The organism is Rhizobium viscosum (assembly GCF_014873945.1).
Taxonomy (GTDB): domain Bacteria; phylum Pseudomonadota; class Alphaproteobacteria; order Rhizobiales; family Rhizobiaceae; genus Rhizobium; species Rhizobium viscosum.
This window is the reverse complement of the sequence record NZ_JADBEC010000001.1, coordinates 3,071,214-3,098,141: the sequence shown is the minus strand read 5'-3', so window position 1 is coordinate 3,098,141 and position 26,928 is coordinate 3,071,214. Positions and strand designations below refer to the sequence as shown.

25 protein-coding genes are annotated in these 26,928 nt (G+C 60.2%); 10 read left to right on the top strand and 15 right to left on the bottom strand.

Annotated features, from left to right (window positions below):
- Positions 1-22: 22 nt before the first annotated feature.
- From alc to H4W29_RS15140, 5 genes are all read right to left on the bottom strand, one after another.
- Complete coding sequence (gene alc, locus H4W29_RS15160; RefSeq protein WP_192729634.1) at positions 23-1,045, bottom strand: allantoicase; 1,023 nt, start codon at positions 1,043-1,045, stop codon at positions 23-25.
- Positions 1,046-1,543 carry a 2-oxo-4-hydroxy-4-carboxy-5-ureidoimidazoline decarboxylase gene (gene uraD, locus H4W29_RS15155; protein ID WP_192729633.1) on the bottom strand — a complete coding sequence of 166 codons (498 nt, stop codon included), beginning with the start codon at positions 1,541-1,543 and terminating at the stop codon, positions 1,046-1,048.
- Positions 1,543-2,466, bottom strand: a complete 924-nt coding sequence (gene puuE, locus H4W29_RS15150; protein ID WP_192729632.1) for an allantoinase PuuE — start codon at positions 2,464-2,466, stop codon at positions 1,543-1,545. Before puuE ends, uraD begins: the two co-directional genes overlap by 1 nt.
- Positions 2,467-2,565: 99 nt before the next feature.
- Positions 2,566-3,273 carry a DUF1045 domain-containing protein gene (locus H4W29_RS15145; RefSeq protein WP_192729631.1) on the bottom strand — a complete coding sequence of 236 codons (708 nt, stop codon included), beginning with the start codon at positions 3,271-3,273 and terminating at the stop codon, positions 2,566-2,568.
- A gap of 116 nt (positions 3,274-3,389) precedes the next feature.
- Positions 3,390-4,568: an NAD(P)/FAD-dependent oxidoreductase gene (locus H4W29_RS15140; protein WP_192729630.1), complete on the bottom strand. Its 1,179-nt coding sequence runs from the start codon at positions 4,566-4,568 to the stop codon at positions 3,390-3,392.
- Here H4W29_RS15140 and mnmC2 point away from each other — a divergent pair.
- Entirely contained in the window at positions 4,567-5,289 is a 723-nt protein-coding gene (gene mnmC2 / locus H4W29_RS15135; RefSeq protein WP_192729629.1) for a tRNA (5-methylaminomethyl-2-thiouridine)(34)-methyltransferase MnmC2, read from the top strand. The two genes, H4W29_RS15140 and mnmC2, sit on opposite strands and share 2 nt — an antisense overlap.
- On the opposite strand, the gene H4W29_RS15130 is transcribed toward mnmC2, so the two are convergent.
- Entirely contained in the window at positions 5,283-8,714 is a 3,432-nt protein-coding gene (locus tag H4W29_RS15130) for a response regulator (RefSeq protein ID WP_192729628.1), read from the bottom strand. The genes mnmC2 and H4W29_RS15130 overlap by 7 nt on opposite strands.
- Before the next feature lie 43 nt (positions 8,715-8,757).
- Entirely contained in the window at positions 8,758-9,054 is a 297-nt protein-coding gene (locus tag H4W29_RS15125) for a hypothetical protein (protein ID WP_192729627.1), read from the bottom strand.
- Here H4W29_RS15125 and H4W29_RS15120 point away from each other — a divergent pair.
- From H4W29_RS15120 to H4W29_RS15095, 6 genes are all read left to right on the top strand, one after another.
- Positions 9,053-9,370, top strand: coding sequence for a hypothetical protein (locus H4W29_RS15120; protein ID WP_192729626.1), 318 nt, complete (start codon positions 9,053-9,055; stop codon positions 9,368-9,370). The two genes, H4W29_RS15125 and H4W29_RS15120, sit on opposite strands and share 2 nt — an antisense overlap.
- 75 nt (positions 9,371-9,445) lie before the next feature.
- Positions 9,446-10,546: a DNA alkylation repair protein gene (locus H4W29_RS15115; protein WP_192729625.1), complete on the top strand. Its 1,101-nt coding sequence runs from the start codon at positions 9,446-9,448 to the stop codon at positions 10,544-10,546.
- 237 nt (positions 10,547-10,783) lie between these two features.
- Positions 10,784-12,526, top strand: a complete 1,743-nt coding sequence (locus H4W29_RS15110; RefSeq protein ID WP_192729624.1) for a DEAD/DEAH box helicase — start codon at positions 10,784-10,786, stop codon at positions 12,524-12,526.
- Positions 12,527-12,825: 299 nt separating this feature from the next.
- Positions 12,826-14,235 (top strand): circularly permuted type 2 ATP-grasp protein, encoded by a 1,410-nt coding sequence (locus tag H4W29_RS15105; RefSeq protein WP_007824659.1) that lies wholly within the window; start codon positions 12,826-12,828, stop codon positions 14,233-14,235.
- The gene (locus H4W29_RS15100) at positions 14,235-15,176 is read left to right on the top strand and encodes an alpha-E domain-containing protein (protein WP_192729623.1); all 942 of its coding nucleotides are present in this window, start codon (positions 14,235-14,237) and stop codon (positions 15,174-15,176) included. The genes H4W29_RS15105 and H4W29_RS15100 overlap by 1 nt, the downstream gene beginning before the upstream one ends.
- 12 nt (positions 15,177-15,188) lie before the next feature.
- A complete protein-coding gene (locus tag H4W29_RS15095) occupies positions 15,189-16,013 on the top strand; it encodes a transglutaminase family protein (RefSeq protein ID WP_192729622.1) in 825 nt (274 codons plus the stop codon).
- Between the two features lie 166 nt (positions 16,014-16,179).
- Here H4W29_RS15095 and H4W29_RS15090 read toward each other — a convergent pair whose 3' ends face one another.
- The 4 genes from H4W29_RS15090 to H4W29_RS15075 are packed head-to-tail and all read right to left on the bottom strand — an operon-like array spanning position 16,180 to position 19,912.
- Positions 16,180-16,953: an ABC transporter permease gene (locus H4W29_RS15090; RefSeq protein WP_192729621.1), complete on the bottom strand. Its 774-nt coding sequence runs from the start codon at positions 16,951-16,953 to the stop codon at positions 16,180-16,182.
- Positions 16,937-17,770: an ABC transporter ATP-binding protein gene (locus H4W29_RS15085; RefSeq protein ID WP_376776567.1), complete on the bottom strand. Its 834-nt coding sequence runs from the start codon at positions 17,768-17,770 to the stop codon at positions 16,937-16,939. The genes H4W29_RS15090 and H4W29_RS15085 overlap by 17 nt, the downstream gene beginning before the upstream one ends.
- Positions 17,771-17,781: 11 nt before the next feature.
- On the bottom strand, positions 17,782-18,783 hold the full coding sequence (locus tag H4W29_RS15080) for an ABC transporter substrate-binding protein (RefSeq protein ID WP_192729620.1): 1,002 nt from the start codon (positions 18,781-18,783) through the stop codon (positions 17,782-17,784).
- Positions 18,784-18,829: 46 nt separating this feature from the next.
- Positions 18,830-19,912 carry a 4-oxalomesaconate tautomerase gene (locus tag H4W29_RS15075; RefSeq protein ID WP_192729619.1) on the bottom strand — a complete coding sequence of 361 codons (1,083 nt, stop codon included), beginning with the start codon at positions 19,910-19,912 and terminating at the stop codon, positions 18,830-18,832.
- Positions 19,913-20,018: 106 nt separating this feature from the next.
- Here H4W29_RS15075 and H4W29_RS15070 point away from each other — a divergent pair, with 106 nt between their 5' ends.
- Positions 20,019-20,933, top strand: coding sequence for a LysR family transcriptional regulator (locus H4W29_RS15070; protein ID WP_192729618.1), 915 nt, complete (start codon positions 20,019-20,021; stop codon positions 20,931-20,933).
- A gap of 108 nt (positions 20,934-21,041) precedes the next feature.
- Here the strand turns inward: H4W29_RS15070 and H4W29_RS15065 are convergent, their stop codons facing one another.
- Positions 21,042-21,281, bottom strand: a complete 240-nt coding sequence (locus H4W29_RS15065; RefSeq protein WP_192729617.1) for a hypothetical protein — start codon at positions 21,279-21,281, stop codon at positions 21,042-21,044.
- A gap of 398 nt (positions 21,282-21,679) precedes the next feature.
- On the opposite strand from H4W29_RS15065, the gene H4W29_RS15060 reads away from it, so the two are divergent.
- Together H4W29_RS15060 and H4W29_RS15055 are read left to right on the top strand one after the other, a co-directional pair.
- Positions 21,680-21,883: a hypothetical protein gene (locus H4W29_RS15060; protein WP_192729616.1), complete on the top strand. Its 204-nt coding sequence runs from the start codon at positions 21,680-21,682 to the stop codon at positions 21,881-21,883.
- 31 nt (positions 21,884-21,914) lie between these two features.
- Positions 21,915-22,382, top strand: coding sequence for an NUDIX hydrolase (locus H4W29_RS15055; RefSeq protein ID WP_192729615.1), 468 nt, complete (start codon positions 21,915-21,917; stop codon positions 22,380-22,382).
- A gap of 174 nt (positions 22,383-22,556) precedes the next feature.
- On the opposite strand, the gene araD is transcribed toward H4W29_RS15055, so the two are convergent.
- The 3 genes from araD to araD1 all read right to left on the bottom strand — a co-directional run bounded on the left by araD (position 22,557) and on the right by araD1 (position 26,863).
- Positions 22,557-24,296, bottom strand: coding sequence for an L-arabinonate dehydratase (gene araD / locus H4W29_RS15050; RefSeq protein ID WP_192729614.1), 1,740 nt, complete (start codon positions 24,294-24,296; stop codon positions 22,557-22,559).
- 62 nt (positions 24,297-24,358) lie between these two features.
- Complete coding sequence (locus H4W29_RS15045; RefSeq protein ID WP_192729613.1) at positions 24,359-25,792, bottom strand: aldehyde dehydrogenase family protein; 1,434 nt, start codon at positions 25,790-25,792, stop codon at positions 24,359-24,361.
- 75 nt (positions 25,793-25,867) lie between these two features.
- Positions 25,868-26,863, bottom strand: coding sequence for an AraD1 family protein (araD1, locus tag H4W29_RS15040; protein ID WP_192729612.1), 996 nt, complete (start codon positions 26,861-26,863; stop codon positions 25,868-25,870).
- Positions 26,864-26,928 lie beyond the last annotated feature (65 nt).

Sequence of the window (26,928 nt, the reverse complement as noted above, 5' to 3'; positions counted from 1 at the left end):
CGGGACTGAAAGAGAAAAGAACTCAAGCCTTCACCCCATAGAGCCTGAGCCGCATCGTGCCGCCATCCGGATGCATGGCATAGCGCACATGCGTAATGGGACCGATATCGGCAATGGCATCGCTGCCATATTCATGGATATGATCCATCTGCAGCTTGCTGCGCGGCAGGATCGGCTTCCAGTTTTCGGATGCGGCGATATCGGCCTCCGAGAGCGTATCGCCGAGATCGGGCAGATAGGCGCCGAACAGTTCGCAGGTGTCGGGGAAATTGCCCTTGAAGAAGGCCGTGTCGACGATCACGCGCTTGATCGTACCGGCATGGCCGAGACGGATGATCGCCCAGTCGTGACCGGGGCCGCGGCGGCGCTTGGTTTCCCAGCCGTCGCCCATGTTGAGGCCGCGTCCAGGACCGAGCAGCTTGTCCGGATGGCCATAATGCGCATCCGACCAGGCAAGCGCTTTGGCACCGTTGAAGATATAGGCAAGGTCGATCTCCTCGCCGGCACCGACCTTCGACCAGTCGAAATAGGCCGAACCATAGATGCGAAGACGCGCCACACCACCATCCGGATAGATGTGCAGGCGAAGATGCGTCCAGATCTTCTGCTTATCGGCATTTTCAAAGAAATGGTGTGCACTGGAGCCGAGCGGCGACTTCGCCAGGATTTCGGTCCACTGCGTCGCATCATCAGGATCGCCGCCCTCGACAAAGGCAGCCTCGATCGAGCAATGCGGCGGATAATTGCCGGTGAAATAGCTGGTATCGACGTCGAAGCCGAAGATGCGGCCCGGCATGGCGAGCTTCACGATCGCCCAGTCATGGCCCGGAACGCGCTTGCGGCGGCTTTCCCAGCCGTCCATGTACTTGCCGTTATCGTCGTAGAGATCCGGATCGAAACTTGCCGGCACGTCCTGCAGCATGCGCTCCAGCGGCGCGAAGAATTCGTCCGTGGCGTAGAGACCCTTGGCACCGAGACGGGCCGAGGCAAGATTGATGGCGCCCGTGGCGAAAGCCGGCAGGCTGGTACTGGTCGTATCGGTCATTCAGGTCTCCGGAAGCATGGATGCTAGGCGCAGCAGCGCGATCTTTTCGACCTCGGCTGCCGCAGTCACGAATTCTTCGTCGCTGGTATTGTCGATCCGCTTTTCGAAAGCGGCAAGGATATCGTCCTTGTTCAGCCCCTTCACCGCGATGATGAAGGGAAAACCGAATTTCTGCGTATAGGCGGAATTAAGCTCGGTAAAACGCGCGTGCTCTTCCGGGCTCAACCGGTCGAGCCCGGCACCGGCCTGTTCTCGTCTGCTGTCTTCCGTCAGCTCGCCCGATATCGCCAGCCGCCCGGCAAGATCGGGATGAGCGCGCAACACGCCGAGGCGCTCCTCCCTGCTCGCCGCGCGGAAAATGGCGACGAGCTCCGTATGGACACGATCCACAGTCAGCTTCTCACCGACAAAGCCGTCGTCATAGGCCCGCTCTGCGATGAAGGGCGAATGCTCGAAGACGCCGCCGAAGCGGGACACAAATTCGCTGCGCGAAATCATCAGACTGTTTCCGGCTTGTGGTTCGCATGCCAGTGCTGCGCGATCTCGATCCGGCGCGGGATCCACACCTTATCGTGTTTCAGCACATATTCCATGAAGCGCCTCAGCGACGCCACGCGTCCGGGCCGGCCGACGAGCCGGCAATGCAGGCCGACGGACATCATCTTCGGACTGCCCTCCTTGCCTTCCTCGTAGAGCGTATCGAACGCATCCTTGAGGTAGGTGAAGAACTGATCGCCGGAATTGAAACCCTGAGGCGTCGCAAAGCGCATATCGTTGGTTTCGAGCGTATAGGGAATGATAAGGAAGGGATTTTCGTCGATGCCCTTCACCCAATAGGGCAGATCGTCGGCATAGGAGTCCGACGAATAGAGGAAGCCGCCCTCTTCCTGCACCAGCTTCAGCGTATTGTCGGAGGGCTTGCCCTGATACATGCCATAAGGCCGCTCACCTGTCAGCTCGGTGTGCAGGCGCACGGCTTCGACAATATGCTTGCGCTCCAGATCCTCGGGGAAATCCTTGTATTCCAGCCAGCGATAGCCGTGGCTGGCGATCTCCCAGCCCGCTTCCTTCATGGCGGCGACCGCTTCCGGATTGCGGGCCATGGCAAGTGTCACGCCATAGACGGTCGCCTGCACCTTGAGATCGGTGAAAAGACGCCAGAGCCGCCAGAAGCCCGCGCGCGAGCCGTATTCGTAGATCGACTCCATGTTGAGATTGCGCTGGTTCGGCCAGGGCTGCGCACCGACGATTTCCGACAGCAGGTTCTCCGACGCCGGATCGCCGTCGAGGATCGAGCTCTCGCCGCCCTCTTCGTAATTGATGACGAACTGCACTGCGACACGCGCCTCGCCGGGCCACTTCGGGTCGGGTGTATTGCGCCCATAGCCGATAAGATTGCGCGGATAGGTCTCGGATACCATCAAATCACCTTTTGAAAAGACAGGTGAAACGGTAGCATCCATGAGCGGAATGTCGAGGCGTAAAAGTGCGTATTTGACCTTAGGCCCGAGGCGTGTACTTCAGGCGATCTTGCGCGCGCTCACCTTGCCCATCGGATGCAGCGAGTGCACCCGGAACGGGCCGCCGGCGCCCTCCTCGATCATCAGCGCGACATTCGAGACCGTCACCGGCTCGACAAGCACCGGATCGAATATCGACCGCAGCGCCTGCTCGATGCGCGGCATGTCGATGGCATTGACAGGGCCTGTGACCGGCATGTGGAAGCGGAATTCGTCCATTACGTAGGGGTTACCCCAGCGATGCAGGTTCGCGAATTGCGCGGCCGAAAGTCCATCCGGATCACTGCGCTCGATATCCGCCTCGGAGAGCGGCGCACGGAACCGGTCGAACTCCTGAACGATCGCCGAAGAGAGGTAGTGAACTTGGTCGCAAGGGCGGATCGGCGACAGGCTGTAGAAAGTGCCGAGGCGCGCAACTTCCAGGCGCGGAATCTGGAAGGGCGACAACGTCCCGCAAAACCGCATGAGGTCGCGCAGGAGTTGCGATTCGGAAACCTCGGACGAGAGGTGGAAAGGGGCTTTCAACACGCCGTGGAACCCGTAGCGACGCGGCACTGCCGTATGAAAGGCGATCTCATGGATCCCGAGGCCGCGGATTGCCGGCGGCTCGACCATGTCACCTGAAAATACGTTGCGGCCAAGCCAATTGGCCGCCACATGCGAGAGCGGATCGCTCGCTGATGGCGTGAAGCAAATGGCATAGCGCATGCGATTTCCTCCATCGGATGAAATGAGCGCGGGATCCCATCCCGCGCCGTCGATGCGCAAGCAGATAGGTGATTTGCATGACAGAATAACGAAGCGGAGCGGCTTCTAATTCACGTTTAACGTGAAGAGATTGCGATGTGGTTTGAAATTGCAAAGCTTTCCGGCAACAAAAATTCCGCATTTGCATCGCTTGCAATGCATATTGCCGCTTCCGCCAGCCGATGCGCGAGCCCGAAACTGACCTTGAAACCACCGGTCAGGGCGATGAGATTGTGATTCTCCGGATGCGCGCCGACCATCGGATCGCGATCGATCGCCTTGGGGCGCAATCCGGCCCAGCGCTCGATAACGGGCGCATCGCGCAGCGCAGGAACCATATCGCGGGCGGCTTCGATCAGCGCGTCGAGCTGCTCATCCGTGGAAAAGGGATCGGCGAAGCTGTTCTCGCTGGTGCTGCCGACTGCCACATGGCCGCCCTCATGCGCCACGACATAAAGCCCATCGCGGAAGATTGTCGGCAAGCCGGGGTCGATATCGGCCGCAAGCAATGCCGCTTGCCCTTTCACCGCTTGCCCGAGAGGTTTCTGCAACCCCGGCGTCAGCTTCTCCAGAAAGGGAAACGAGCGATATCCCGCAGCAAGGATGCAGCGGCCGAAAAAGATGGTCCCGCCATCGAGCGAGGCCGTTCCTCGTGCCGGATCGAGATCTGCTATTTCCGTTTGCTCCGATACCCGCACATGCCGTGCCTCGCGCAGAAAGGCTTTGAGCGCAGCGATCAGCGAACGCGGCGCGACGCGGGCGGCGAGTGTGTCATGCACAAAACCGCTTTCACCGGCTGCCGGATCGATCCAGCCTTCGCCCGGTGGCCTGTCCAGCACATGCCAATGGAACCGCCGCTCTCCCGCTTTCCAGTGAACCTCTGCATCTGCGGAATGTCCAAGCGCGATTTTGCGCAGATGCGGCTTTGGCAGCGGGATGAGCCGGCCGGAGCGCCGATAACCGGCCGAAAGCCCGGTCGCCTCTTCGATTGCGGCAATCTCCGCCTCCAGCGAAACCAGCGCATCGAATTGAAATTGCTTCTTTTCCGACCAGCGGTCCGGCATATGCGGCATCAGGGCGCCGAGCAGTCCACCACTTGCCCCGCTGCCAAGATGCCCCGCATCGGCCAGCAACGTTTTGATGCCCCGGCGTTCGGCATGCACGGCTGCCCACAGGCCCATGATACCGCCGCCGACAATAAGGAGATCGATCGATGATTGACCCGAGGCCGGGGCGGGATTATCGGCTTTTTCCATGACAGACATCAATCCCGATCAGATCGGCGCGGGCAAGCCGCAGCCCCTCGAATGGCGCGACGGCGATATGCCCTATTCGACCGCCTTTGGCGACCATTTTTATTGCCAGACCGACGGGCGGCTGGAATGCGGCCACGTCTTCCTCTCGGGAAACGGCCTGCCCGAACGGTGGAGCGGCCGGTCGGCCTTTCTCATTGGCGAACTCGGCTTCGGCACGGGGCTCAATTTTTCCGAAACCTGGCGACAGTGGAAGCTCCACCGCCAGCCGGGTCGGCATCTGCATTTCATGTCCTTCGAACTCTATCCCATGCTCCGCGAAGAAATCGACCGTGCGCTTGCACATTGGCCTGAAATCGATGCTGAGCGCCAGGCGTTGGCCGCCCTCTGGCCAGATAGTCCTGAAGGCATCGTCGCGCTCGATCTGGATGAGCAGACGAGGCTCAGCGTCATCTGCGGCCGTGCAATCGATGGAGTTTCTGAAGCCGTTCCCGGTTTCGACGCCTGGTATCTCGACGGCTTCGCTCCGTCGCGCAACAGCGATATGTGGTCGGAAGAGCTGATGCGCCTCGTCTGTGAGAGGACTGTTCCCGGCGGCAGTTTTGCCACCTATGCCGCAGCAGGCTTCGTGCGACGCAATCTCGCAGCCGCCGGTTTCTCAATTGAGCGGCGCAAGGGCTTTGCCGGCAAACGGGAAATGCTCTGCGGGGTAAAGCCTCAGTAACCGGAGCGGCCCGGCTGCAATTCGCCGCCACCAAGCCACTGGCGAATCTTGTCCTCCAGAAGCTCGGGGCTGATCGGCTTGGACATATAATCATCCATGCCGGCATCGAGGCAAAGCTCGCGGTCGCTTTCCAGCGCATGCGCCGTCACTCCGATGATCGGGACACGATGGCCCTGGCCCCACTCCCTCTCGCGGATAAGCTTGGTCGCCTGATGGCCGTTCATGACAGGCATGGACACGTCCATCATGATCAGGCGCGGCGTGTGCTGCTCCCAGGCCTCCACAGCCTCTTGGCCATTATTGACGACGAGGAAGGAAAGCCCGGTCCCCTGTAGGATCTGCGTGAAGACGATCTGGTTGACCTCGTTGTCTTCAGCCACGAGAACATCGACGAAATCGGCCGCTCGTTTTTGCGGAGCCGGAGCAGGCGCTGGCGGCGGCGCCTCGGCTTCCTTCTGCAGCCGTGCAATCTCGGCCTCGGAAGCCTGTTTGACGCGGCTTGCCCGCACTACCTCGACGACCGTATTGCGCAGCAAGTTGGCGCGCGCCGGTTTCATCAGATGCGCATGGCCGTTCAGCGCCGCAAATTCCTTCTCGGTGCCGGAAATATCCATCGAGGTCAGGAAGATGATCGGCAGGTCAACGAAACGGCTGTCAGCGCGCAGGCGGCGGGCGACCTCGGCGCCGTTCATGTCGGGCATATGATAATCGAGCACGACGGCATCGACCTTGATGCCGAGATCAGCGGCGGCCTCCAGAATGGCAAAGCCCGTGGCGCCGCCCTCTGCGGCAACGCCGTCAAAGCCCCAGAGGCCGAGCTGTTCGGTGAGAATCCGGCGATTGACCTCATTGTCATCGACGACGAGGACGCGCGCACCCTGCACATTGATCGGCAAGGGCTTCGGCTCGATGCGGGCGGCGGCAACGGCGAAAGGCAGCTTGACGGTAAAGACCGAACCCTTGCCCCATTCGCTTTCGACATCGATGTAGCCGCCGAAGAGATCGACGAGACCGGCAGTGATTGCCAGGCCCAGGCCCGTGCCCTCATGCCGCCGGGTCGATGAGGAATCGACCTGCGAGAATTTGTCGAAGACCGAGTCCACCTTCTCGGGCGGAATGCCGATGCCGGTATCCTCGATGCGGATGCTGGTCATGATCTCGCCGCCGGCGGAAGGCTCGAAACCGATATCGACGAAGACATGGCCGCGCTCGGTGAATTTGACAGCATTGCCGACGAGATTGGTGACGATCTGGCGGAAGCGCCCGGCATCACCGATGACGGCGGCCGGCAGATCGGGGGCGGAGCGCACCAGAAGCTCGATATCCTTTTCCGCCGCAGGCGAAGACAAGAGCGTCGCTACATCCTCGACGGCCTCGACGAGATCGAAGGCCGCCTTGCGCAATTTCATCTGCCCGGCATCGATCTTCGAGAAATCGAGGATGTCGTTGATGATCGTCAAAAGCGCATTGCCCGATTTGACGATGATATCGACAAAGGTCTTCTGGCGGGTATCGAGATTGGTCTTGGCAAGCAGTTCCGCCATGCCGAGCACGCCGTTCATCGGCGTGCGGATCTCATGGCTCATATTGGCAAGGAATTCCGACTTGGCGCGGTCGGCGGCCTCGGCGCGCGACAGAAGCTCGGTCAGTTCCTCCTCGCGCTGCTTGAGTTCGGTGACGTCGGTAAACAGCGCCACCCAATGCTGCCGTTCGCTGATAGTGGCTTCCATATTCACCCAGCGCTCACCGCCGACGTGGAAGACGGTGGAGATCGGCTGGCGCGCGGCGATATTGGCGCGCCACTCCTCCAGCGTTTCGATCGCCTTGTCGTGGAAATCGCCGCGATTGGCGCAGAACTGGAAGAGATCGATCCATTCTCTGCCCGCCTCGGTCAGCTCGGCCGGAATGCGCAGCACTTCGGCAAGCCCGTCGTTGGAAAGCTTGATCACGCCGTCCCGGACGATCGCAAGCCCCTGCGACATGGCATGCGTGGCGTCGCGCATCATCTCGCCGAGGCTCTCCAGTGCGGCGCGCGCCTCATGGATTTCCTGCTCGCGCTCGCGCACCGCGGAAATATCGGAATAAGTCAGCAGGATGCGGTTGGAGGAAATGCGCCGGGAGTCGAAGATGACTGACTTCCCGGCAGCCCAATCGAGCTGGATCGGCTCGGGGTTTTCATCTTCGAAAAGCCCTTTGCGGAACGCATAAATTTCTTCCGGCGTCTGCGTATCGCCGTAGCGGCCAAGCTCGTAATTGCGCTTGACGACATCGATGAACGGCCGCCCATCGAAACGGTCGTCGAGCGGCAGCTCCCAGATGCTGTAGAACTCGTCATTGACGTAGAGGATAGTGTGATCATTGTCGAGGATCAGTACCCCGACCGGCAGCGAGCGCAGGATGCTCTCGATTTCCTGATGCAGCATTTCCTCTTGCTGGCGTGCCTCAATCAATTCCTTCTCACGCGCTTTCAGCGGCGTGATATCGGAGAAGGAACCGACGACATAACGCTTGCCATCGGGCGTTACGACCCGGTTGACGCGAGAGATCACCTGGAAGACTTCGCCGTCGGTATTCGGCAGATAGCTCTCGACCTCGGTCAGCACGCCGTTTTTCAGAGCCCGCAGGTTTTCCCGATAGATCGCCTCGCCCGCTTCCTGCCCGAACATGTCGTGCTCGGTCAGGCCGAGTACCTTGGAACGGGCATGACCGGTGAAGGTCTCGTAATATTGGTTGGCATAGACCAGCCGGTGGTCCTCGTCCCGCACGAAAGCGGCGACCGGAAGATCCTCCATGATGGTGCGCAGCAGGTCACGCTCCCGCACGCTCTCATGCCAGGCCGTCTCCCCTCCTGGCGCGGACTTGTTGCCATCAGGCGCAGACTTGCTGCCATCAGGCGCATACCTGCTGCCATCGGGCGCAGACTTGCTATCCCCACGATAGGCCGCATTAACGATTAGCGGCCGGCCGTCATCGGCAAAGATACCGATCGGATGATCGAGATTTTCGAGTGCCTCGCGGATACGGCCGAGATCGGTCGCCATCGTATCCGCAACCTCGGGAATGGCGCGACGCGGCTCGCGCATATCGAAGATGCCGAGCACGTAAGCCCGGTCCTGGGAAGGCGAAAAGCTCTCGATCAGCACGCGCTCATGGCTGAGGCCGGCGGCATCGAAGGAGATGGCGCTCTCTTCCGTACCGAACACCAGCGCGCGGCGTTCCCGATCCTCGCGCTCCTCTTCTTCCGGTCGGTCGAACAATTCGCGGCTGCGCCGCCCGATGAAATCGGATATCTCGCGGCCGAAGAAGCGGGCATAGGCCTCGTTGACGGCGACATAGCGGAGTTCGCTGTTTTTGACATAGGCCGGGGTATCCAGATCGGCGATCCGGCGACAGGCCAGCTCTAGGAGTTCCCCGGTAAAATTCAAAAAATCTTCACTCCCGCAATGAATGAAATATCCCCTACAACAACTATAACGCCAAGGCTTTTAACAAGCTGTTAACCATAAAATTCCATTGGCAAAAATTCCAAGCCGGCTCATGAAGCTGATGAATCAGACTGACAACAAAGGCTTGCACGAAACTGAAATGGCTTGAAGATTCACGGGGAAAAACCCACCGGGCATGACGAACGCCTCGACCCGACCACAGCCGAGCATGGAGAAAATTTAATCCCGGCGCGGCTTGCGCGACCATCAGCGCGCCGCGATCGGAGCCGATTCTGGCCATGGCTTCAATGACGAGCCTACCACGAAAGGAATTCGACATGTCCGTTCTTCATAAGACAATGGCGGCGGGCCTGGTTGCACTGACATTCGCAGGCGCCTCGCTGGCAACGGCCGATACCGCAAGCGCTCACTCCGGCAATGCCTTCTGGGGTGGCGTTGCCGGCGGTGTCGTCGGCGGCCTCGTGGGTGGAGCAATCGCCTCTGGTCCGGCCTATCCGGCACCTTATGCCTATTATCCCCGCCCCTACGCCTATTATCCCGCCTACCCCGCCTATTACGGCCCGCGCTTCTGCCATCCGGAATGGCGCTATGACCGTTGGGGCCAGCCCTATCGCATCGAAGTCTGCAGGCGCTGAGGGTTTTCCCGGCGCCGCTTGACCTCCCGCCTTCATCGGGCCATGCATCGCATGACCCGAGGGGAGATTGCGCCGATGCCGGAACCACTGAAGAACCTTCTGCATCCAGCGCTCGTGCGCGCGATGGCAGAGATCATCTCGGCCAATGCGCCCTCTTTTGACCGCGACCGCTTCACCGCACTTGCGACTGATGGCATAGAATCGCTGGAGCTCATGGAACGCGCGGCACTGATCCGCGACGCGCTGTTTGCGACCCTACCCGAAAGCTTCCCCGAGGCGGCAGCCATCCTCGCCGCAAGCCTGCCGACCGCAGGCAAAACCGGGCTGACAGGCTGGATGCTTCTGCCCGTCAACCAGTTCATCGCCGCGCGCGGCCTTGGGCATTTCGATATCGCGCTTGATCTCCTCAAAGCGCTGACGCCGCATTTCACGGCGGAGTTCGGCATCCGTCCGTTCATCCATCAGAACCAGGAGCGCGCGCTGGCGACGATCATCCGCTGGGTCGGTGACGCCAACCACCATGTGCGCAGGCTCGCGAGCGAGGGCACGCGCCCGCGCCTGCCCTGGGCGATGCGCCTGCCGCAATTGATCAAGGACCCCTCGCCGATAATCCCGATCCTCTCCGCGCTGATGGACGATCCCGAAGATTATGTCCGCCGCTCCGTCGCAAACAGCCTGAACGACATCGCCAAGGATCATCCCGATCTCGTCGCGGCCTTTATCGCCGAGCATATCGAGGGCGCCTCGGCCGAGCGCCGTTGGCTGCTGAAGCACGCTTCACGCACGCTGCTGAAGAAGGGCCATGCCCAGGCGCTTGCCAATTTCGGCTTCGGCGCGGCAGCCGCTCTGGAATGCGAATTGCGGCTGCCAAATCCATCGGTGCTTTTCGGCGAAGGCGTGGATTTCGAAATCCGCCTGCGCAATGCAGGCGATATCGCGCAATCCCTGATGATCGACTATGCCATCCATCACGTGAAGGCCGACGGCTCGCTCTCTCCCAAGGTTTTCAAATGGAAGACCGTCACGCTGGAAGCGGGCGAAGACCATGCCCTGCAGCGCCGACACGCCATGCGGCCGATCACCACGCGGCGCTATTATCCCGGCCAACATCGCATCGTCATTCTCGTCAATGGCGCCGAAACGGCCTCGGGTCATTTCATCCTCTCCATGCCCTGAAACACCGAATGAAGGCGCATCCTCTTGACTTCCGGCGGGAAATAGACCACATGGCGCTCAGCTTTCACCTTCCGGCCGCCGCGTGAGCGTGCCACTGCAACAGATGCTGAAGAAGGATAGAGCGCATTCTGATGATGCCGCGACCCAAGAGCGGCAAGACGCGCTGGAAAGCTTTTTCCAACTTACAAGTTCCCATTTCACGCGGGGTTCTTGACGCCAGATTGACACCGGACCGCAATGCCGCGATCCGGCGTTTATGTTTGGCGCGCCCTAAAAGGTTATGACTTGACCAATTTTGAATCGCTCGGTGTCTCCAAGCCGGTCGTCGCCACCCTGTTCCAGCTCGGCATCGAAACGCCGACCCCCATTCAGGAACAGGCTATCCCCCTTCTCATCCAGGGCCGTGACCTGATCGGCCTTGCCCAGACCGGCACCGGCAAGACCGCTGCCTTCGGCCTGCCGCTCATCGAGCGCCTGCTCAAGGAAGAAAAGCGTCCCGACAACCGCTCCGTTCGCACGCTGATCCTGGCCCCGACCCGCGAACTGGTTAACCAGATCGCCGACAACCTCCGGAAATTCATCCGCAAGTCGCCGCTACGCATCAATGTCGTCGTCGGCGGCGTCTCCATCAACAAGCAGCAGCTGCAACTCGAGAAGGGTACCGACATCCTCGTCGCCACGCCCGGTCGTCTGCTCGACCTCTGCAACCGCAACGCCATCACGCTGACCGCCGTGCGCTATCTCGTGCTCGATGAAGCCGACCAGATGCTGGATCTCGGCTTCGTGCATGACCTACGCAAGATCGCCAAGATGGTGCCGAAGCGCCGCCAGACCATGCTGTTTTCGGCCACCATGCCGAAGGCGATTGCCGATCTCGCCGGCGATTACCTGACCGATCCCGTCAAGGTCGAAGTGACCCCCCCGGGCAAGGCTGCCGACAAGGTCGAGCAGTATGTGCACTTCGTCCCCGGCAAGAACGACAAGACGGTTCTGCTCAAGAAGTCGCTGACCGAAAACCCCGATGGCCGCGCCATCGTCTTCCTGCGCACCAAGCATGGCGCCGAAAAGCTCGCCAAGCACCTGGAACAGGTCGGCTACTCCGTCGCCTCCATCCACGGCAACAAGAGCCAGGGCCAGCGCGAACGCGCGCTCAAGGGCTTCCGCGACGGCGCCATCAAGACGCTGATCGCCACCGACGTCGCCGCCCGCGGCATCGATATCCCGGCTGTCAGCCACGTCTTCAACTACGACCTGCCGGAAGTGCCTGACGCCTACGTGCACCGCATCGGCCGCACGGCCCGCGCCGGCCGCGACGGCATCGCGATTGCCTTCTGCGCTCCGGATGAAGCCCGCCTGCTGCGCGATATCGAAAAGCTGATGGGCATCGACATCACCGTTGCCAGCGGCGAGCCGCCGGCTGACCTGCGTGCCGCCCCCCGCAGCAACAATCGCGGCCGCGGCCAGAACCAGCAGCGCGGCCAGGGTGGCCGTGGTGAAGGTGGCGAACGTCGCGAAGGTGGCCACCGCGGCGGCGAACGCCGTGAAGGCGGCCGCAGCGAAACCCGCAATGGCAGCGGCCGTCCGGCCAGCCATGGCGACCGCCGTCCGCGTCACGATGGCGACGTCACCGAAGTGCGCGGCGGTGAAGAGCGTCGTGCTCGCCCCCCGCGCAACGATCAGCGCAACAACCGCAACCAGGACTTCCGCGGCCAGCGTCGCCACGAACAGGCACCGGATCTCGGCCCGGACAATGATCTGGCTTCGACCTCGGATTTCCGCCCTGCCCGCAATCAGCAGCAGCGCCCGGCTCAGCCGGCTGAGGCAACCGGCCATCATCGCGGTAACAAGCAGCACGTCCATGGCCGCCCGCCGCGCAATCACGGCGACCAGCAGCCGCAGGGCGATCAGCGCCGTGAGGGCAACGGCGGTCTCCGCCGCAAGGGCCGCAATGGCGGCGGCCCGCGTCGCGAACGCGCTTAAGCTAACGATATCAGTGAGGGCCGGAGTGATCCGGCCCTTTTCTTTTGGCCGTCCTTCGGTCACCGGAACGGGCGGAGTTTGATCGGTCGCCCGGGCAGGAAATAATCACCTGCTCATCTTTTGTGCGCGACGTCAGGATTGACAGGAATCCGCCTCGCGCCAGATCCTGATAAATGCCCAGTTTTTCACCGGTTTTTTGCACTGCGGAAGATTTTATGAATCTTCCATGCGAACTGTGCATGGTTCTTGCATTGCCTTTTGCGTTGTATTCAAATGAAGAAAAAAGGGGAGCCACACCTTTGGCATTTGATGAAATGATCACCGGAGACGAAAGTCCCCGAGCGCCATATGAAAAATACTTTGAGTGGTACAACAGCCAAGACCGGGCACACCTGATTTCAAAGTCCCGCGACGCTGAAAACATCTTCCGCAAAACCGGCATCACCTTCGCGGTTTACGGCCACGCCGACAGTTCCGAAAAGCTCATCCCCTTCGACATCATCCCTCGCATCATCTCCGCCCGCGAGTGGCGCAAGCTTGCCCAGGGCATCGAGCAGCGGGTGATCGCGCTGAACGCCTTCCTCGACGATATCTATCACAAGCAGGAAATCATCCGCGCCGGCCGCATTCCGCGCGAGCTGATCGAGAAGAACGTTGCCTTCCTGCCCGAGATGATCGGCTTCCGGCCGCCGGGTGGTGTCTACACTCATATCGTCGGCACCGATATCGTACGAACGGGCGAAGACCAGTTCTATGTGCTGGAGGATAATGCCCGCACGCCGTCAGGCGTCAGCTACATGCTGGAAAACCGGGAAACCATGATGCAGATGTTCCCTGAACTCTTCCACGAGAACAAGGTGCAGCGCGTCGAGGACTATCCCTATCTCCTGCGCCAGAGCCTCGCCTCGCTCGCCCCTCCCGGCTGCAAGGGCAAGCCGCGCGTCGCCGTTTTGACCCCCGGCATCTACAACTCCGCTTACTACGAACATTCCTTCCTTGCCGACACGATGGGTGTCGAGCTGGTCGAGGGCTCGGATCTGCGCGTCATCGACGGCAAGGTGAAGATGCGCACGACGCGCGGCTACGAGGCGATCGACGTGCTCTATCGCCGCGTCGACGACGATTTCCTCGACCCGCTCACCTTCCGCCCGGAATCGGCCCTCGGCATTCCCGGCATCATGGATGTCTACCGCTCCGGCAATATCACCATCGCCAATGCGCCCGGCACCGGCATTTCCGATGACAAGGCGATCTATTCCTACATGCCCGAGATCGTCGAGTTCTATACGGGCCGCAAGCCGATCCTCGAGAATGTGCCGACCTGGCGTTGCTCAGAGGCCGGCAGCCTGAAATATGTGCTGGAACATCTGGAGGAGCTGGTCGTCAAGGAAGTGCACGGCTCCGGTGGCTACGGCATGCTCGTGGGCCCGACCGCTTCCAAGAAGGAACGCGCCGATTTCGCCGAGAAGCTGAAGGCAAAGCCCAGCAACTACATCGCCCAGCCGACGCTGTCGCTGTCCACCGTTCCGATCCTCGTCAACAAGGGTATCGCACCCCGCCATGTCGACCTGCGCCCCTATGTGCTGGTCTCCGACAAGGTGCAGATCATTCCGGGCGGGCTCACCCGCGTGGCGCTGAAGCAGGGCTCGCTGGTCGTCAATTCCAGCCAGGGCGGCGGCACCAAAGACACCTGGGTATTGGAGGACTGATGCTCGGAAGAACTGCAAACGGGCTCTACTGGATGTTCCGGTATATCGAGCGCGCCGAAAATATCGCACGTCTTGTCGATGCCGGCCTGCGCATGTCGCTGACGCGCAGTGACGCCGGTGATGACAATTGGGACGGCGTGCTGCAAAGCGCCGGCGTGCGCGAACTCTATGACGAAAGCCATTCGAAGCTGACCGGTCCTGACGTGATCGACTACATGCTGCGCGATCGTTCCAATGCGTCGAGCGTCATGTCCTGCATCGATTTCGGCCGCAACAACGCCCGCATGGTGCGCACCGCGCTGACACGCGAGACCTGGGAAGCGACCAACGAATGCTGGATCGATCTCAAGGAACTGCTGTCGAAAAAGCTGAAGGCGGCGGAACTCCCTGAAGTCATCGATGTCATCAAGCATCGCGCCGGCCTCATCCGCGGCGCCTTCCATGGTTCGATGTTGCGCAACGAGCTCTATAATTTCGCCCGCATCGGCACCTTCATCGAGCGCGCGGACAATACGAGCCGCATCCTCGACGTGAAATATTACGTGCTGCTGCCCTCGATCTCGCAGGTCGGCTCCTCGGTCGACAACGTTCAGTGGGAATCGATCCTGCGTTCGGTCTCCGCCCACCGCTCTTACAGCTGGGCCTATGACGGCGAATACCGTGCCATGAACATTGCCGACTTCCTGATCCTGAACGGTCAGATGCCGCGTTCGCTCGCCTATTGCTACGAGAAGATCGTCAGCAACCTTGGCTATATTGCCAAGGACTATGGCGAGCGGCTGGCAGCGCACGATACGGCGGATGCCATTCGCGCCACGCTGCAGACCCTGAAGATCAAGGATGTCATGGATCAGGGCCTGCATGAGTTCCTCGAGGATTTCGTCGCGCACAACAACAAGCTCGGCAATGAAATCTCCGACGGCTACCGGTTCTATGTTTAAGCGGGTCAGATCATGAGACTGAAGATCAGCCACCTCACCGAATACCGCTACGACGAACCGGCGCAGTTTTCCCTGCAGCGGCTGCGCCTGACGCCGCCGACATCAGTCGGCCAGACCGTGCTCAACTGGTCGCTGCATGTCGAGGGCGCCAAGCCGGAAGTCGAATATGACGACCAGTTCGGCAACCACGTGAACCTCGTCTCGCTGGAAGGCGAACAAAAGGTGACCCGCATCGTCGCCGAAGGCGAAGTTGAAACCGAAGATCGCAACGGCGTGACCGGCCCTCATACCGGCTTCTGCCCGCTCTGGCTCTTCCTGCGCGAGACGCCGCTGACGAAGAGCGGCAAGCTGGTGAAGGAATTGATCAAGAGCGTGACCGGCGAGAACGAGCTTGCCCGCATGCATGCGCTGATGGCGGCAATCCACGAGGCGGTGGAATACAAGCCCGGCACCAGCGGGACCGAAACGACTGCCGAACAGGCGCTCGAGAGGAAGACCGGCGTCTGCCAGGACCATGCCCATATTTTCGTTGCCGCCGCCCGCGCGCTTGAGATCCCCGCGCGTTACGTCTCCGGCTATCTGATGATGGAAGAAAAAGTCGATCAGGCCGCAACGCACGCCTGGGGCGAGGCGCATATTCCCGGCCTCGGCTGGGTCGGCTTCGATCCCGCCAACAAGATCTGCCCGGACGAGCGGTATGTCCGCATGGCCTCAGGCCTCTGCTACCGCGATGCCGCGCCTGTTTCAGGCATGCGCATCGGCACGCCGGGCGAGAAACTGTCGGTCACCGTCAAGGTAGAGAACGGCGACCAGATGCAGAGCCAAAGCCAGAGCTGACAAAGCGGACAGGTTTGCTGCGGACATCTGGACAACCACAAATCCCGGCAGACACGCCGGTTGCAGCCCTATTCGCCGATCATCTCGGCGCACTCGTCCAGACGAGTGCGCCAATTACCTTGTCAATGCCGGATACGCTTCAAACAAAATATGAAACGCAACAAGCTCACGCGGGCCTTTCCGCTACTTTCGGGCGCCACTTGATCAGTCGGGACTCAAGCAAATCCAGCACCAGGTCGATGAGGAGCACGAACACGGCAAGAATGACGATTCCCGCAAAAACGCCGACTGCGTCGAAATTGCCTTCTGCTTGGGCGATCAGGTAGCCCAGCCCGGCAGACGCGCCGAGATATTCACCAATGATTGCACCGACCACTGCAAAACCAACTGAAGTGCGAAGCGAGGAGAGAATCCAGCTCGCCGCAGCCGGGAAATAGACATGGCGGAGCAGATCGAAACGCTTGGCGCCCAGGATACGTGTATTTGAAAGGACGACCGGATTAACTTCGCGGACGCCCTGCATGGCGTTGAAGAAGGTCACGAAGAAGACCAACGTCACCGCGAGCGCGACCTTCGACCATAGGCCGAGCCCAAGCCACAGCACAAAGATCGGGGCAAGAACGACACGAGGAATGGCGTTAAGCCCTTTGATGAAGGGATCGAGGATCCGTGCCATCGACCGGGACAGACCTAGCCACACGCCAGCTCCTACCCCAAGGACCGTGCCAATGACGTAACCGAGAACCGTCTCGGTCAGCGTGATCGTCACGTGCTTGTAGAAAGACGGGTCAGTTACCCAGGTCAGCACCTGGTGGAAGATATCGACGGGGGATGGGAAGAAAAATACGTCGATCACTCCGGCGTTCACGCCGAGCTGCCATCCTCCGACGACGACGATCAGAAGTGTGAGTTGGATAAGTCGTTCAGTCATGGCGTGCATAGCTTTTCTCCACTTCGCCACGCAGGGAAGCCCAGATGTTGCGATAGAGGTCTGTGAACCTCGGGTCGAGCTTGATTTCCGCGACATCTCGTGGACGCTCGAGGCCGACCGGGAAGCTGTCGATTACCCGCGAACGCGGTCCGGCTGCCAGTACGACGACGCGGTCGCCGAGAGCGATCGCCTCCTCAAGATCGTGGGTGATGAGCACGACGGCGCGGCGCTCCTCCTGCCAGAGGCGAAGGAGCTCGTTCTGCATCAGATGCCGTGTGTGAATGTCGAGAGCCGAAAAGGGCTCGTCCATCAAGATCACTTTCGGGCCGGTGATCAGAGCCTGGGCCATCTGCACGCGTTTGCGCTGACCGCCAGAAAGCTGATGCGGATAACGATCTTCGAAGCCCTTCAGGCCCACTTTAGCAAGCCACTCCAAGGAACGCTCGCGCCGTTCTCTTGCGCCCGTTCCCTGGAACATCGGGCCGAGCTCGACGTTCTCGATAGCGGTCTTCCAGGGCAGCAACGCATCCTGTTGAAAGAGATAGCCGATATCGTTCTGGACCCCGACAACTGGCTTGCCGTCGATCATGACGCTGCCCTGCGCCGGCTTGAGCAATCCCGCGATCGCGTTGAGAATCGTGCTCTTTCCGCAACCCGTCGGGCCGACGATCGCGACAAATTCTCCGTCGGCGACGTTCAGGTTGACGTCCTGAACGGCGACGAAGGATCCAAAGGCCATGGTGACGTTCTCGATCGACACCATTCCTCGGGCTGCGGGCGCCGGCTGCGGCGTCTGCATGGTTGGCTTGAAGGCCGCCACGGTCATCTTAACCTCCCTTAGTTCGATGCCGCTTTGGGCACCTTGGTTACAAACTCGTTGGTGTAGGTTTTGCTCAAGTCGATTTTTGCAGCCGCGACCTTCTCGTTGAAGGATTGGAGGACTGCGAGGGGAGTTTTGATGTCGTCTTCGCTGAGCATTCCATCGGTCGAGAAGATCGCACGGGCGTTCTCAATGGCCTTCACGTAGGTTTCCTTGTCGCCGGAAATGAACTCCGGAGGCAGCTTCTCGACGATCTCCGCGGCGGTATGATCCTCCATCCATTTCAGCGCCTTCACCGTCGCGTTCGTCACCTTCTGGATCGTTTCCGGGTTGTCGGAGATGTAGGACTGTGTCGCGTAAAGGACTGAGGTCGGATAGAGGCCCCCATAGATCTCCTTTGCGCCTTCGTCGTTTCTCGCGTCGATGAGTATCTTTCCCACACCCTTTTCGACGACGAACGTCGCAGCCGGGTCGTAGTTGACGAGCAGGTCGATCTTTCCCTGTTCCAGCGCGGCAACGGCGGCCGATCCAGAGCCGACACCAATGATCGAGACCTCATCGGCCGAGATCTTGTGGCGCTGCAGATAGTAGCGAACGAAGAAATCTGACGACGAACCGGGCGCCGTGATCCCTATCTTCGCACCCTTGATGGTTTCGGGCTTGGCTGGATCGAACGTAGAGTTCTTGCCGCCCGCAAGGACGAGGCCCGAATTGCGGGCCAACTCGACAAACGCGACCACATCCTTGCGCTGAGACTGCATCTGGATCGTGTGGTCATAGAAGCCGACCGCAACGTCCGTTGAGCCGGCAACAAGCGCCTGGAGCGTCTTTGAGCCGCCGGACGCGAAATTCTCGACCGTGACGTCCAGTCCCTCTTGCTTGTAAAGGCCGAGGCCCTGGGCCACAGGAAACGGCAAGTTGTTCAGGTTATAGGAGCCGACGCTTATTCGCACGGACTCGGCGTAAGCAGAGCCCGCGAAAACCACGGTTGCGGCGAGTGCCAAGATTAGCTTCTTCATGTTTTCCTCCGTTCAGGCACTCTCCCAGTGCCGGTAGATTGATAGATTATGCAGCACAAATCAGATTTTTGACGGGCTTGGCGAAGACGCGGCCTTCGAAGAGCCGCCTGGCGGTCCGCAGGATACCTGCGACGATCTTGCCGTCGCGCTGCTGAAGTTTGACATCGAGACTTCCGCTCGGGTGTTCAAGCGATAGAATGATCGGTGGGGTCCGCACGCCCACGAGGTGCGAAGCGACCGTGCCCTCGCTGATGCATGCGGTCGCAATCCCAACTGCTCCAGTCGTTGCGAGCGATGGGTGGCACTCATGTGGCATGAAATAGCGCACATTGAGCGCGCCGCCATTCCTCGGGCGCGAGACCAGGACAGGCTTCGGTGTCACCTGTTCACGCACGTCTCCCATACCCATGAGTTCGCCGGCGCTGAGGCGCACCGCCTCCATCCGCTGTAGAAGGGCGGAATTCGCGTTAAGCTCGGCGGACGTTTCGTAGCCGCTGACACCGAAAGCTTCCGCCTCCATGAGGATCATAGGCATCGCGCAATCGATGCAGGTGACGTCTACACCGTTTATGTTCTCGATCGGCGCGCCCGTGGGAAAGAGCCTGCCTGTCCGGGCGCCGGCCGCATCCATAAAAGTAAGGGCGATCGGCGCTGCCCGTCCCGGTACGCCGTCGATGGCAGCGTCACCAAGATACGCGACCTTGCCATAGGGAGTAGGCACTTCAGCCTCGATCACCTTGCCCGTATTAACGTTGTTGATGCGGACAATCGTCGTCTCTCCCGATACGGCCACAAGTCCCGCTTCAATCGCAAACGGTCCGACCGCCGCAAGCATGTTGCCACAGTTCGGCGAGGTATCGACGATCTGCTGATCGACGCGCACCTGCGCAAAGAGGTAATCGACATGCACGCCGGGAACCGTACTTCTTCCGATGATCGCCACCTTGCTTGTTATCGGGTTCCCACCACCAATCCCGTCAATCTGAAGGGGGTGGCCCGAGCCCATGACGGACAGAAGGACCTGATCCCTTGCTGCCGGATCGGTTGGAAGGTCAGCAGCAAGAAAAAAGGGACCTTTCGAGGTACCCCCGCGCATCAAGACGCATGGAATGGAAAGCAGATCGTTCATTTGCAACCCCGAATGATGTTGGGTTCGTATCAATCTCATCTGTTGTTGCCATTATCGAAATAAAGATTAATCTGTAAAATGCTAATAACGAGGGCATTGATGCGTTATGAACATAAATTGCGAGATATTGGATTTGCGGGCATTCCTGTCGGTGGTCGAACTGCAAAGCTTCAACCGGGCGGCGGACCAGCTGAACATGTCGCAGCCCGCGCTCAGCCGACGCATTCAGAAACTTGAACAGGCGATAGGCGCGCCACTGCTTGAACGGACAACACGCCATGTTGCGGCAACCGCCCTCGGCGTGGGTCTGGTGCCGCTCATCCAGAGAATGTTGGAGGAATTCGACGGATCGCTCTTTGCGATGCGTGAGTTAGGCAGCAGTCGAGGAGGCCTTGTGACGATTGCATGTCTGCCGACTGCTGCCTTCTACTTTCTGCCCTCAGTGATCCGCCAGTTCAATGTCGAGTATCCAAACATTCGTTTCCGGATCCTCGATTTGACCGCAACGGACGCATTGCAGGCCGTTGCCCGGGGCGAGGTGGAATTCGGCATCAATATCATGGGCAGTTCAGACAGCGACCTCGTCTTTGAACGTCTTGTGGAGGACCCTTTTGTTCTCGCCGCCCGAAACGATCATCCTTTGGCGGCGAAGGACGAGGTGCGGTGGGGAGACCTGGAACCCTATCACCTGATTACCGTCCATCGCTCAAGCGCCAACCGCATCCTTCTCGATGCGGCGCTTGCGAAATCGAGCATCAAGCTCAACTGGTTTTACGAGGTCACGCATCTTTCGACTTCGCTTGGCCTCGTCGAGGCCGGCCTCGGCATTTCCGTACTCCCGAGGATGGCAACACCTGAGGGCGATCACCCTTTCCTGATAAGCAAACCGATCCGCAATCCCGAGATATCGCGTACCATCGGCATCGTGCGGCGTCGAAGCGGATCGCTTTCGCCTGCGGCTGAACGCTTCATGAGCATGCTGCTAGGTACTTGGGCTGCGCCTGCCGCGGAGCCGAAATAGCAACGTCTGCCAAGATCGGACAGGTCGAGCCAACGGCTGACTTCTTTAAGCCAGGTATCAGACGCTCCCGGAATGTCCTCTATTCCAGCTCCTTATCATGGTGTCTCTTTACTGCGACAAGATGCGTCTTGGCTTTTCGAAGGTGAACTCGGATGAAGTGACTGTTTCCTGCGCGGAAGGTAGATCATCCGAGACGCCGTATGCCGGCGGTAGGTAGACGCGGTTTCCACGTGGCTTAGGCAATAGCGCTTGGGAAGCGACCAGATACAGGATGATTGCGAGCATAGTTGTGCCGATCACGAAGAGCGGGAAAATCGGCATCTCGGATACTTCGGACTTCGTTCTCATCGCACTCTCCATTGGTTGTCCGATGAGAGATTAGCTGCGGTGAGGTCGCGCTGAGAATCATACGCAAGGGTGGAACCACCTATACTCTGGGAATAAAGCTTGCCGCTTGGGCGAAGGCACGACTGGTGAACAGGCGACCTCGCAAGGTGCCGTACCTCTCCAAGCGAGCCGAAATCATCCATCGCCGATGCCTCTTGATGCGTTGCTGGACAGGGTGAGGCAAGGTCGCTTGAGTGGCACTCCCTCTCTTCCAGACAACCCGGCATGCGTCGTGTCTCGACCATTCCCCCATCCGGACATCGATTAAGGCTTATCGCGTTCGCCTCGGCCACTTTCAGGCATGTCCGCCAATGTCCATTTTCGCGGGAAAATGATAGGATTATTCAAGGGAGGTTGCGATGCGTCTGGAAAACACGAATGTTGCACGAACGACGGCTGGAACGATTACGGTGGAATTCCGGGGCGCGGGAAACGACTTGATTACTGTTCGAATGTCGGCGGAGCCTGGCAGCGAAGACGAGGCGGCCATCGTCCGGGCTAAGGAAATGATGGCAGAACTTGTGGCGGCACCTTCCGATCGCATTTCGCCCTCAGCTGTTTAGAGCCCTTCCTGGTTAACGTCAGGAATCCACGATGGCTGTCCGAAGCGCAGGGCTCCTTATTTACCGTTTTGTAGATGTTGCGGTGGAACTGCTGCTCGTCCATCCTGGCGGACCGTTCTGGAAGGGAAAGGATGAGGCCGCATGGTCAATACCAAAGGGTCTTGTCGAAGAGGGCGAAGATGAACTTGCCGCTGCCCGCCGGGAGACTTTCGAGGAACTTGGTGTCAATGTCTCTGGCCCGTTTGAGCGGCTTGGCGAATACAAGCAGCCTGGGGGAAAGCTTGTCATCGTCTGGCTGACGGAAGCTGAGAGAGGCTTCGAGCCGAGGGTCGAACTCAGTTCAACGTTTAAATTGGAATGGCCGCCGCGCTCGGGGAAGACGGAGGTTTTTCCCGAAGTCGACCGTGCAGCCTGGTTTTGCACCAAGGAGGCGGAGTTCAAAATGCACAAGGGGCAAAGACCGATCCTGCATGATTTTTTGAAGAAAAAGGGGAAATAGCAACGCGCAGACGTCGTAAGCCTCTTACCGCTGGCCGTCCTCCCGCACTGATCGATGCGATTTTGTCGCAAACCCCGCAAAGGCCTCAGTACTGACAGCACAATATCCGGCATATCAATGAAAAGGCGGAGCTCTCGCCCCGCCTTTTCAGTATTCAGTCCAGAACAGACTGGATCAGTGGCTGTCCTTGCCGACTGCACTTCCGCGACATCCCTTGAGGAAGTCGAGGTCGGCGCCGGTATCGGCACCCTCGACATGCTGCTGATGCAGGAAGGCGTACCCCGAGGTCGGCAGGTCATGGTTCGGCTGCCATTCGGCCAGACGCTTCGCCAGCTCCTCTTCGGAAATATCGAGATGCAGGCGGCGGTTCGGCACGTCGAGCTCGATCATGTCGCCATTCTTGACAACGGCAAGCGGGCCGCCGACAGCGGCTTCCGGCGAGGTATGCAGAACGACGGTGCCGTAGGCCGTGCCGGACATGCGGGCGTCGGAAATGCGCACCATGTCGGTGATGCCCTTCTTGAGCACTTTCGGCGGCAGACCCATGTTGCCGACTTCGGCCATGCCCGGATAGCCCTTCGGACCACAGTTCTTCATGACCATGATGCAGGTCTCGTCGATATCGAGGCTGTCATCGTTGATCTTGGCCTTGTAGTCGTCGATGTCCTCGAACACGACGGCCCTGCCCTTGTGCACCAGCAGATGCGGAGAGGCGGCGGAAGGCTTCAGCACTGCGCCCTTCGGGGCGAGATTGCCGCGCAGCACGACGATGCCGCCCGAAGCCGTCAACGCCTTCTCCGCCGGCAGGATGACGTCTTCGTTCCAGTTGACGACATCCTTGACTTCGTCCCAGACGGTCTCGCCCGAAACCGTCACCGCATCCTTGTGCAGGAGGCCGGCTTCGCCGAGGCGCTTCAGCACGACGGGCAGGCCACCGGCATAGAAGAATTCTTCCATCAGGTATTTGCCCGACGGCATCAGGTTGACGATCGTCGGCACGTCGCGACCGCAGCGGTCCCAGTCGTCGAGCGTCAGATCGATGCCGACACGGCCGGCCATGGCCAGCAGGTGGATGACAGCATTGGTCGAACCGCCGATGGCCGCATTGGTGCGGATGGCGTTTTCGAAGGCCTGCTTGGTCATGATGTCGGAAGGCTTCAGGTCGTCCTTGACCATCTGCACGATGCGGCGGCCAGTGAGCTGCGCCATGACCTTGCGGCGGGAATCGACGCCCGGGATCGCGGCATTGCCCGATAGTGCCATGCCAAGCGCTTCAGCCATGGAAGCCATGGTGGAAGCAGTGCCCATCGTGTTGCAGGTACCCGAGGAACGGCTCATCGACGCTTCGGCTTCGAGGAATTCGGCCTGCGTCATCTCGCCGGCCTTCACCATTTCGGAGAACTTCCACAGATGCGTACCGGAACCGACGCGCTCGCCACGGAAATAGCCGTTCAGCATCGGACCGCCGGTAACGACGATCGACGGCAGGTCGACAGAGGCGGCCCCCATCAATAGCGACGGCGTGGTCTTGTCGCAGCCGACGAGCAGCACGCAGCCATCCATCGGCTGGCCGCGGATCGCTTCTTCGACGGCGAGCGCCGCCAGGTTGCGATACATCATCGCGGTCGGACGGAAGGTGTTTTCAGAGGCCGAAAAAACAGGTACTTCGAGTGGGAAACCGCCGGCTTCCCACACACCGGCCTTCACCTTTTCGGCGAGTTCGCGCAGGTGACCGTTGCACGGCGTCATGTCCGACCAGGTATTGAGGATGCCGATGACAGGGCGGCCGTCGAACAGATCGTGCGGGTAACCCTGGTTCTTCAGCCAGCCGCGGTGATAGATCACATCGCGGCTCGTGCCGCCGTACCATTCCTGCGACCTCAGCTTACGCGGCCATTCTGCTTTCTTTTTCATAATTTCTGTCCTTCAGGATATCCCCTGACCGCCTCGTACGATCAGGGTTATCGCGCTTTGTCTTAGGCCAGCGTATAGGCGGTCTTGACGGTTGTGTAGAATTCGGCAGCGTACTTGCCCTGCTCGCGCGGGCCGTAGGACGAGCCCTTACGGCCGCCGAAGGGAACGTGGAAATCGACGCCGGCGGTCGGCAGGTTCACCATCACCATGCCGGCCTCGGAGTTGCGCTTGAAATGCGTCGCATGCTTGAGGCTGGTCGTGGCAATGCCCGCCGACAGGCCGAACGGCGTGTCGTTGGCGGTTGCGAGCGCCTCCTCGTAATCCTTCACGCGGATCACGGATACGACAGGCCCGAAGATCTCTTCGCGCGAGATGCGCATCTGGTTCGTCGCTTCGGTAAAGAGCGTCGGCTGCAGGTAGAAGCCGGGCGTGTCGCGCGAGATGAGCTCGCCGCCGAAGGCGAGCTTGGCGCCCTCTTCCTTGCCGATCTTGATATAGTCGGTATCGGTCTGAAGCTGGCGGGCATCGACGACCGGGCCGATATGGGTGCCGGGCTTCATGGCATTGTCGACGACGATGGTCTTCAGCTTTTCGGTAAGTGCCGCAACGAACTTGTCGTGGATGCCTTCGGTGACGATCAGGCGCGACGAAGCCGTGCAGCGCTGGCCCGTGGAGAAGAAGCCGGAATTGGCTGCAGCCTCGACGGCAACGGTCAGATCCGCATCGTCGAGAACGACCATCGGGTTCTTGCCGCCCATTTCCAGCTGGAACTTGCGGTTATGCTCGATGGAAGAGGTGGCAACGCGCCGGCCGGTGCCTGTCGAACCGGTGAAGGTGATGCCGGCAATATCGGGGCTGTCGAGCATGGCCTGGCCGACGACCGAGCCCTTGCCCATGACGAGGTTTAGAACGCCCTTCGGCAGGCCTGCGCGATGCAGGATGTCGGCAATCGCCCAGGAACAGGCCGGAACCAGATCGGCCGGCTTGAAGACGACGGTATTGCCGTAGCAGAGCGCCGGAGCGATCTTCCAGGCCGGAATGGCGATCGGGAAGTTCCAGGGCGTGATGATGCCGATGACGCCAAGCGGCTCGCGGGTGATCTCGACGCCAATATTCGGGCGCACCGAGGGAACGACCTCGCCGGCAAGGCGCAGCGCTTCGCCAGCGAAGAATTCGAAGATCTGCGATGCGCGGATCGTTTCGCCGATCGCTTCGGGAAGCGTCTTGCCTTCCTCACGGGCGAGAAGAGCGCCAAGCTCGTCCTTGCGCGCCATGATCTCATCGCCCGCCTTCTTCAGGATGACGTGGCGCTCCCAGATGCCGGAGCGCGACCAGGCCGGAAAGGCAGCCTTGGCAGCCGCGATCGCAGCCTTGGCATCCTCGGCGCTCGCCTGAGCGTAGAGACCGACGACTTCGTTCGTGTCGGACGGATTGATGTTCTCGGCGGCATTCGTGCCGGTCCATTCGCCGGCAATGAGATTCTGATGGACGGTCATGGCCTTGGAGCCTCCTCTATGACAAATGACCGGCGGCTTTCGTGGCAGCCGGTCCCTTTGAGATCACAGTTGAAATCAGAGCTGCTTGACGGCGATCTCTTCTTCGGCAGCGACCTTCAGCGGATTGCGCAGCGGCAGGCCAAACTCGGACACCTCGATTTCAAAGATATCGCCCTCTTCCGCCTTGATGCCATCGGCAAAGGAAAGCGTCGCCGTACCGAACATATGTACATGCACATCACCCGGCACGCGGAAGAGGCCATATTTGAAATGGTGATATTCCAGATTGGCGAAAGTGTGCGACATGTTCGCTTCGCCGGACAGGAATGGCTTTTCGAAGATCACGTGGTTGCCGCGCTTGATGCGCGAGGTGCCACGGATATCCTCTGGAGCCACACCGATGCGGATTTCCGGACCGAAGCTTGCCGGACGCAGCTTGGAATGGGCGAGGAAGAGATAGTTGATCCGCTCGGTGACGTGGTCGGAAAACTCGTTCGACAGCGCAAAGCCGATGCGGAACGGCGTGCCGTCCTTGGCGATCACGTAGATGCCCGCCATTTCAGGTTCTTCGCCACCATCAAGCGCGAAGGACGGCGAGACGAGCGGAGCGCCCGGAGCAGCGGCGCCATAGCCGTTGCCCTTGTAGAACCATTCGGGCTGCACGCCCTTCTGGCCGGCCGCCGGCTTTCCGCCTTCGAGACCCATCCTGAACATCTTCATGGAGTCGGTCAGCGTTTCCTCTGCCGCCTCCGTGGTCTTCTTGTGCATGGAATCGCGCGTTGCAGCGGAACCCAGATGCGTCAGGCCCGTGCCGGTCAAATGCAGGTGTGCTGCATCCGGATGCGTGATCGGTGGCAGGAAGCGGCCTTCGGCATAGGCCTTTTCAAGATCGACGGCGTCGCCATACCCATGGGCTTCGATAACGGAGACGAGGGACTTGCCGCCATCTGCGGCTTCCATCGCCAGAGCATAGACGCTCGTAGCACCCTTGACGGACTTGGCGGCGGCACCCGGTTCGCGCACGGCGACGATGATCTCTCCGTTTGCGCCCTTGATCTGCGAAATAAGCACGGTCTTCATCCTTTTCGTTTGGCGATGGCAAAGCTACGCCGCTCCGGCTCCATCCGGAGCCGGAA

Bases quoted from the DNA above. Each gene is read 5' to 3' on its own strand.
- H4W29_RS15120 (WP_192729626.1), top strand. From the start codon at position 9,053: ATGTCCGTTCTTCATAAGACAATGGCGGCGGGCCTGGTTGCACTGACA.
- H4W29_RS15075 (WP_192729619.1), bottom strand. From the start codon at position 19,912: ATGAACGATCTGCTTTCCATTCCATGCGTCTTGATGCGCGGGGGTACC.
- mnmC2 (WP_192729629.1), top strand. From the start codon at position 4,567: ATGACAGACATCAATCCCGATCAGATCGGCGCGGGCAAGCCGCAGCCC.
- uraD (WP_192729633.1), bottom strand. From the start codon at position 1,543: ATGATTTCGCGCAGCGAATTTGTGTCCCGCTTCGGCGGCGTCTTCGAG.
- H4W29_RS15095 (WP_192729622.1), top strand. From the start codon at position 15,189: ATGAGACTGAAGATCAGCCACCTCACCGAATACCGCTACGACGAACCG.
- H4W29_RS15100 (WP_192729623.1), top strand. From the start codon at position 14,235: ATGCTCGGAAGAACTGCAAACGGGCTCTACTGGATGTTCCGGTATATC.
- H4W29_RS15065 (WP_192729617.1), bottom strand. From the start codon at position 21,281: ATGAGAACGAAGTCCGAAGTATCCGAGATGCCGATTTTCCCGCTCTTC.
- H4W29_RS15115 (WP_192729625.1), top strand. From the start codon at position 9,446: ATGCCGGAACCACTGAAGAACCTTCTGCATCCAGCGCTCGTGCGCGCG.
- H4W29_RS15055 (WP_192729615.1), top strand. From the start codon at position 21,915: ATGGCTGTCCGAAGCGCAGGGCTCCTTATTTACCGTTTTGTAGATGTT.
- H4W29_RS15140 (WP_192729630.1), bottom strand. From the start codon at position 4,568: ATGGAAAAAGCCGATAATCCCGCCCCGGCCTCGGGTCAATCATCGATC.
- H4W29_RS15145 (WP_192729631.1), bottom strand. From the start codon at position 3,273: ATGCGCTATGCCATTTGCTTCACGCCATCAGCGAGCGATCCGCTCTCG.
- puuE (WP_192729632.1), bottom strand. From the start codon at position 2,466: ATGGTATCCGAGACCTATCCGCGCAATCTTATCGGCTATGGGCGCAAT.
- H4W29_RS15080 (WP_192729620.1), bottom strand. From the start codon at position 18,783: ATGAAGAAGCTAATCTTGGCACTCGCCGCAACCGTGGTTTTCGCGGGC.
- H4W29_RS15060 (WP_192729616.1), top strand. From the start codon at position 21,680: ATGCGTCTGGAAAACACGAATGTTGCACGAACGACGGCTGGAACGATT.
- H4W29_RS15110 (WP_192729624.1), top strand. From the start codon at position 10,784: ATGCCGCGATCCGGCGTTTATGTTTGGCGCGCCCTAAAAGGTTATGAC.
- araD (WP_192729614.1), bottom strand. From the start codon at position 24,296: ATGAAAAAGAAAGCAGAATGGCCGCGTAAGCTGAGGTCGCAGGAATGG.
- H4W29_RS15125 (WP_192729627.1), bottom strand. From the start codon at position 9,054: ATGTCGAATTCCTTTCGTGGTAGGCTCGTCATTGAAGCCATGGCCAGA.
- H4W29_RS15090 (WP_192729621.1), bottom strand. From the start codon at position 16,953: ATGCACGCCATGACTGAACGACTTATCCAACTCACACTTCTGATCGTC.
- H4W29_RS15085 (WP_376776567.1), bottom strand. From the start codon at position 17,770: ATGACCGTGGCGGCCTTCAAGCCAACCATGCAGACGCCGCAGCCGGCG.
- H4W29_RS15045 (WP_192729613.1), bottom strand. From the start codon at position 25,792: ATGACCGTCCATCAGAATCTCATTGCCGGCGAATGGACCGGCACGAAT.
- H4W29_RS15070 (WP_192729618.1), top strand. From the start codon at position 20,019: ATGAACATAAATTGCGAGATATTGGATTTGCGGGCATTCCTGTCGGTG.
- alc (WP_192729634.1), bottom strand. From the start codon at position 1,045: ATGACCGATACGACCAGTACCAGCCTGCCGGCTTTCGCCACGGGCGCC.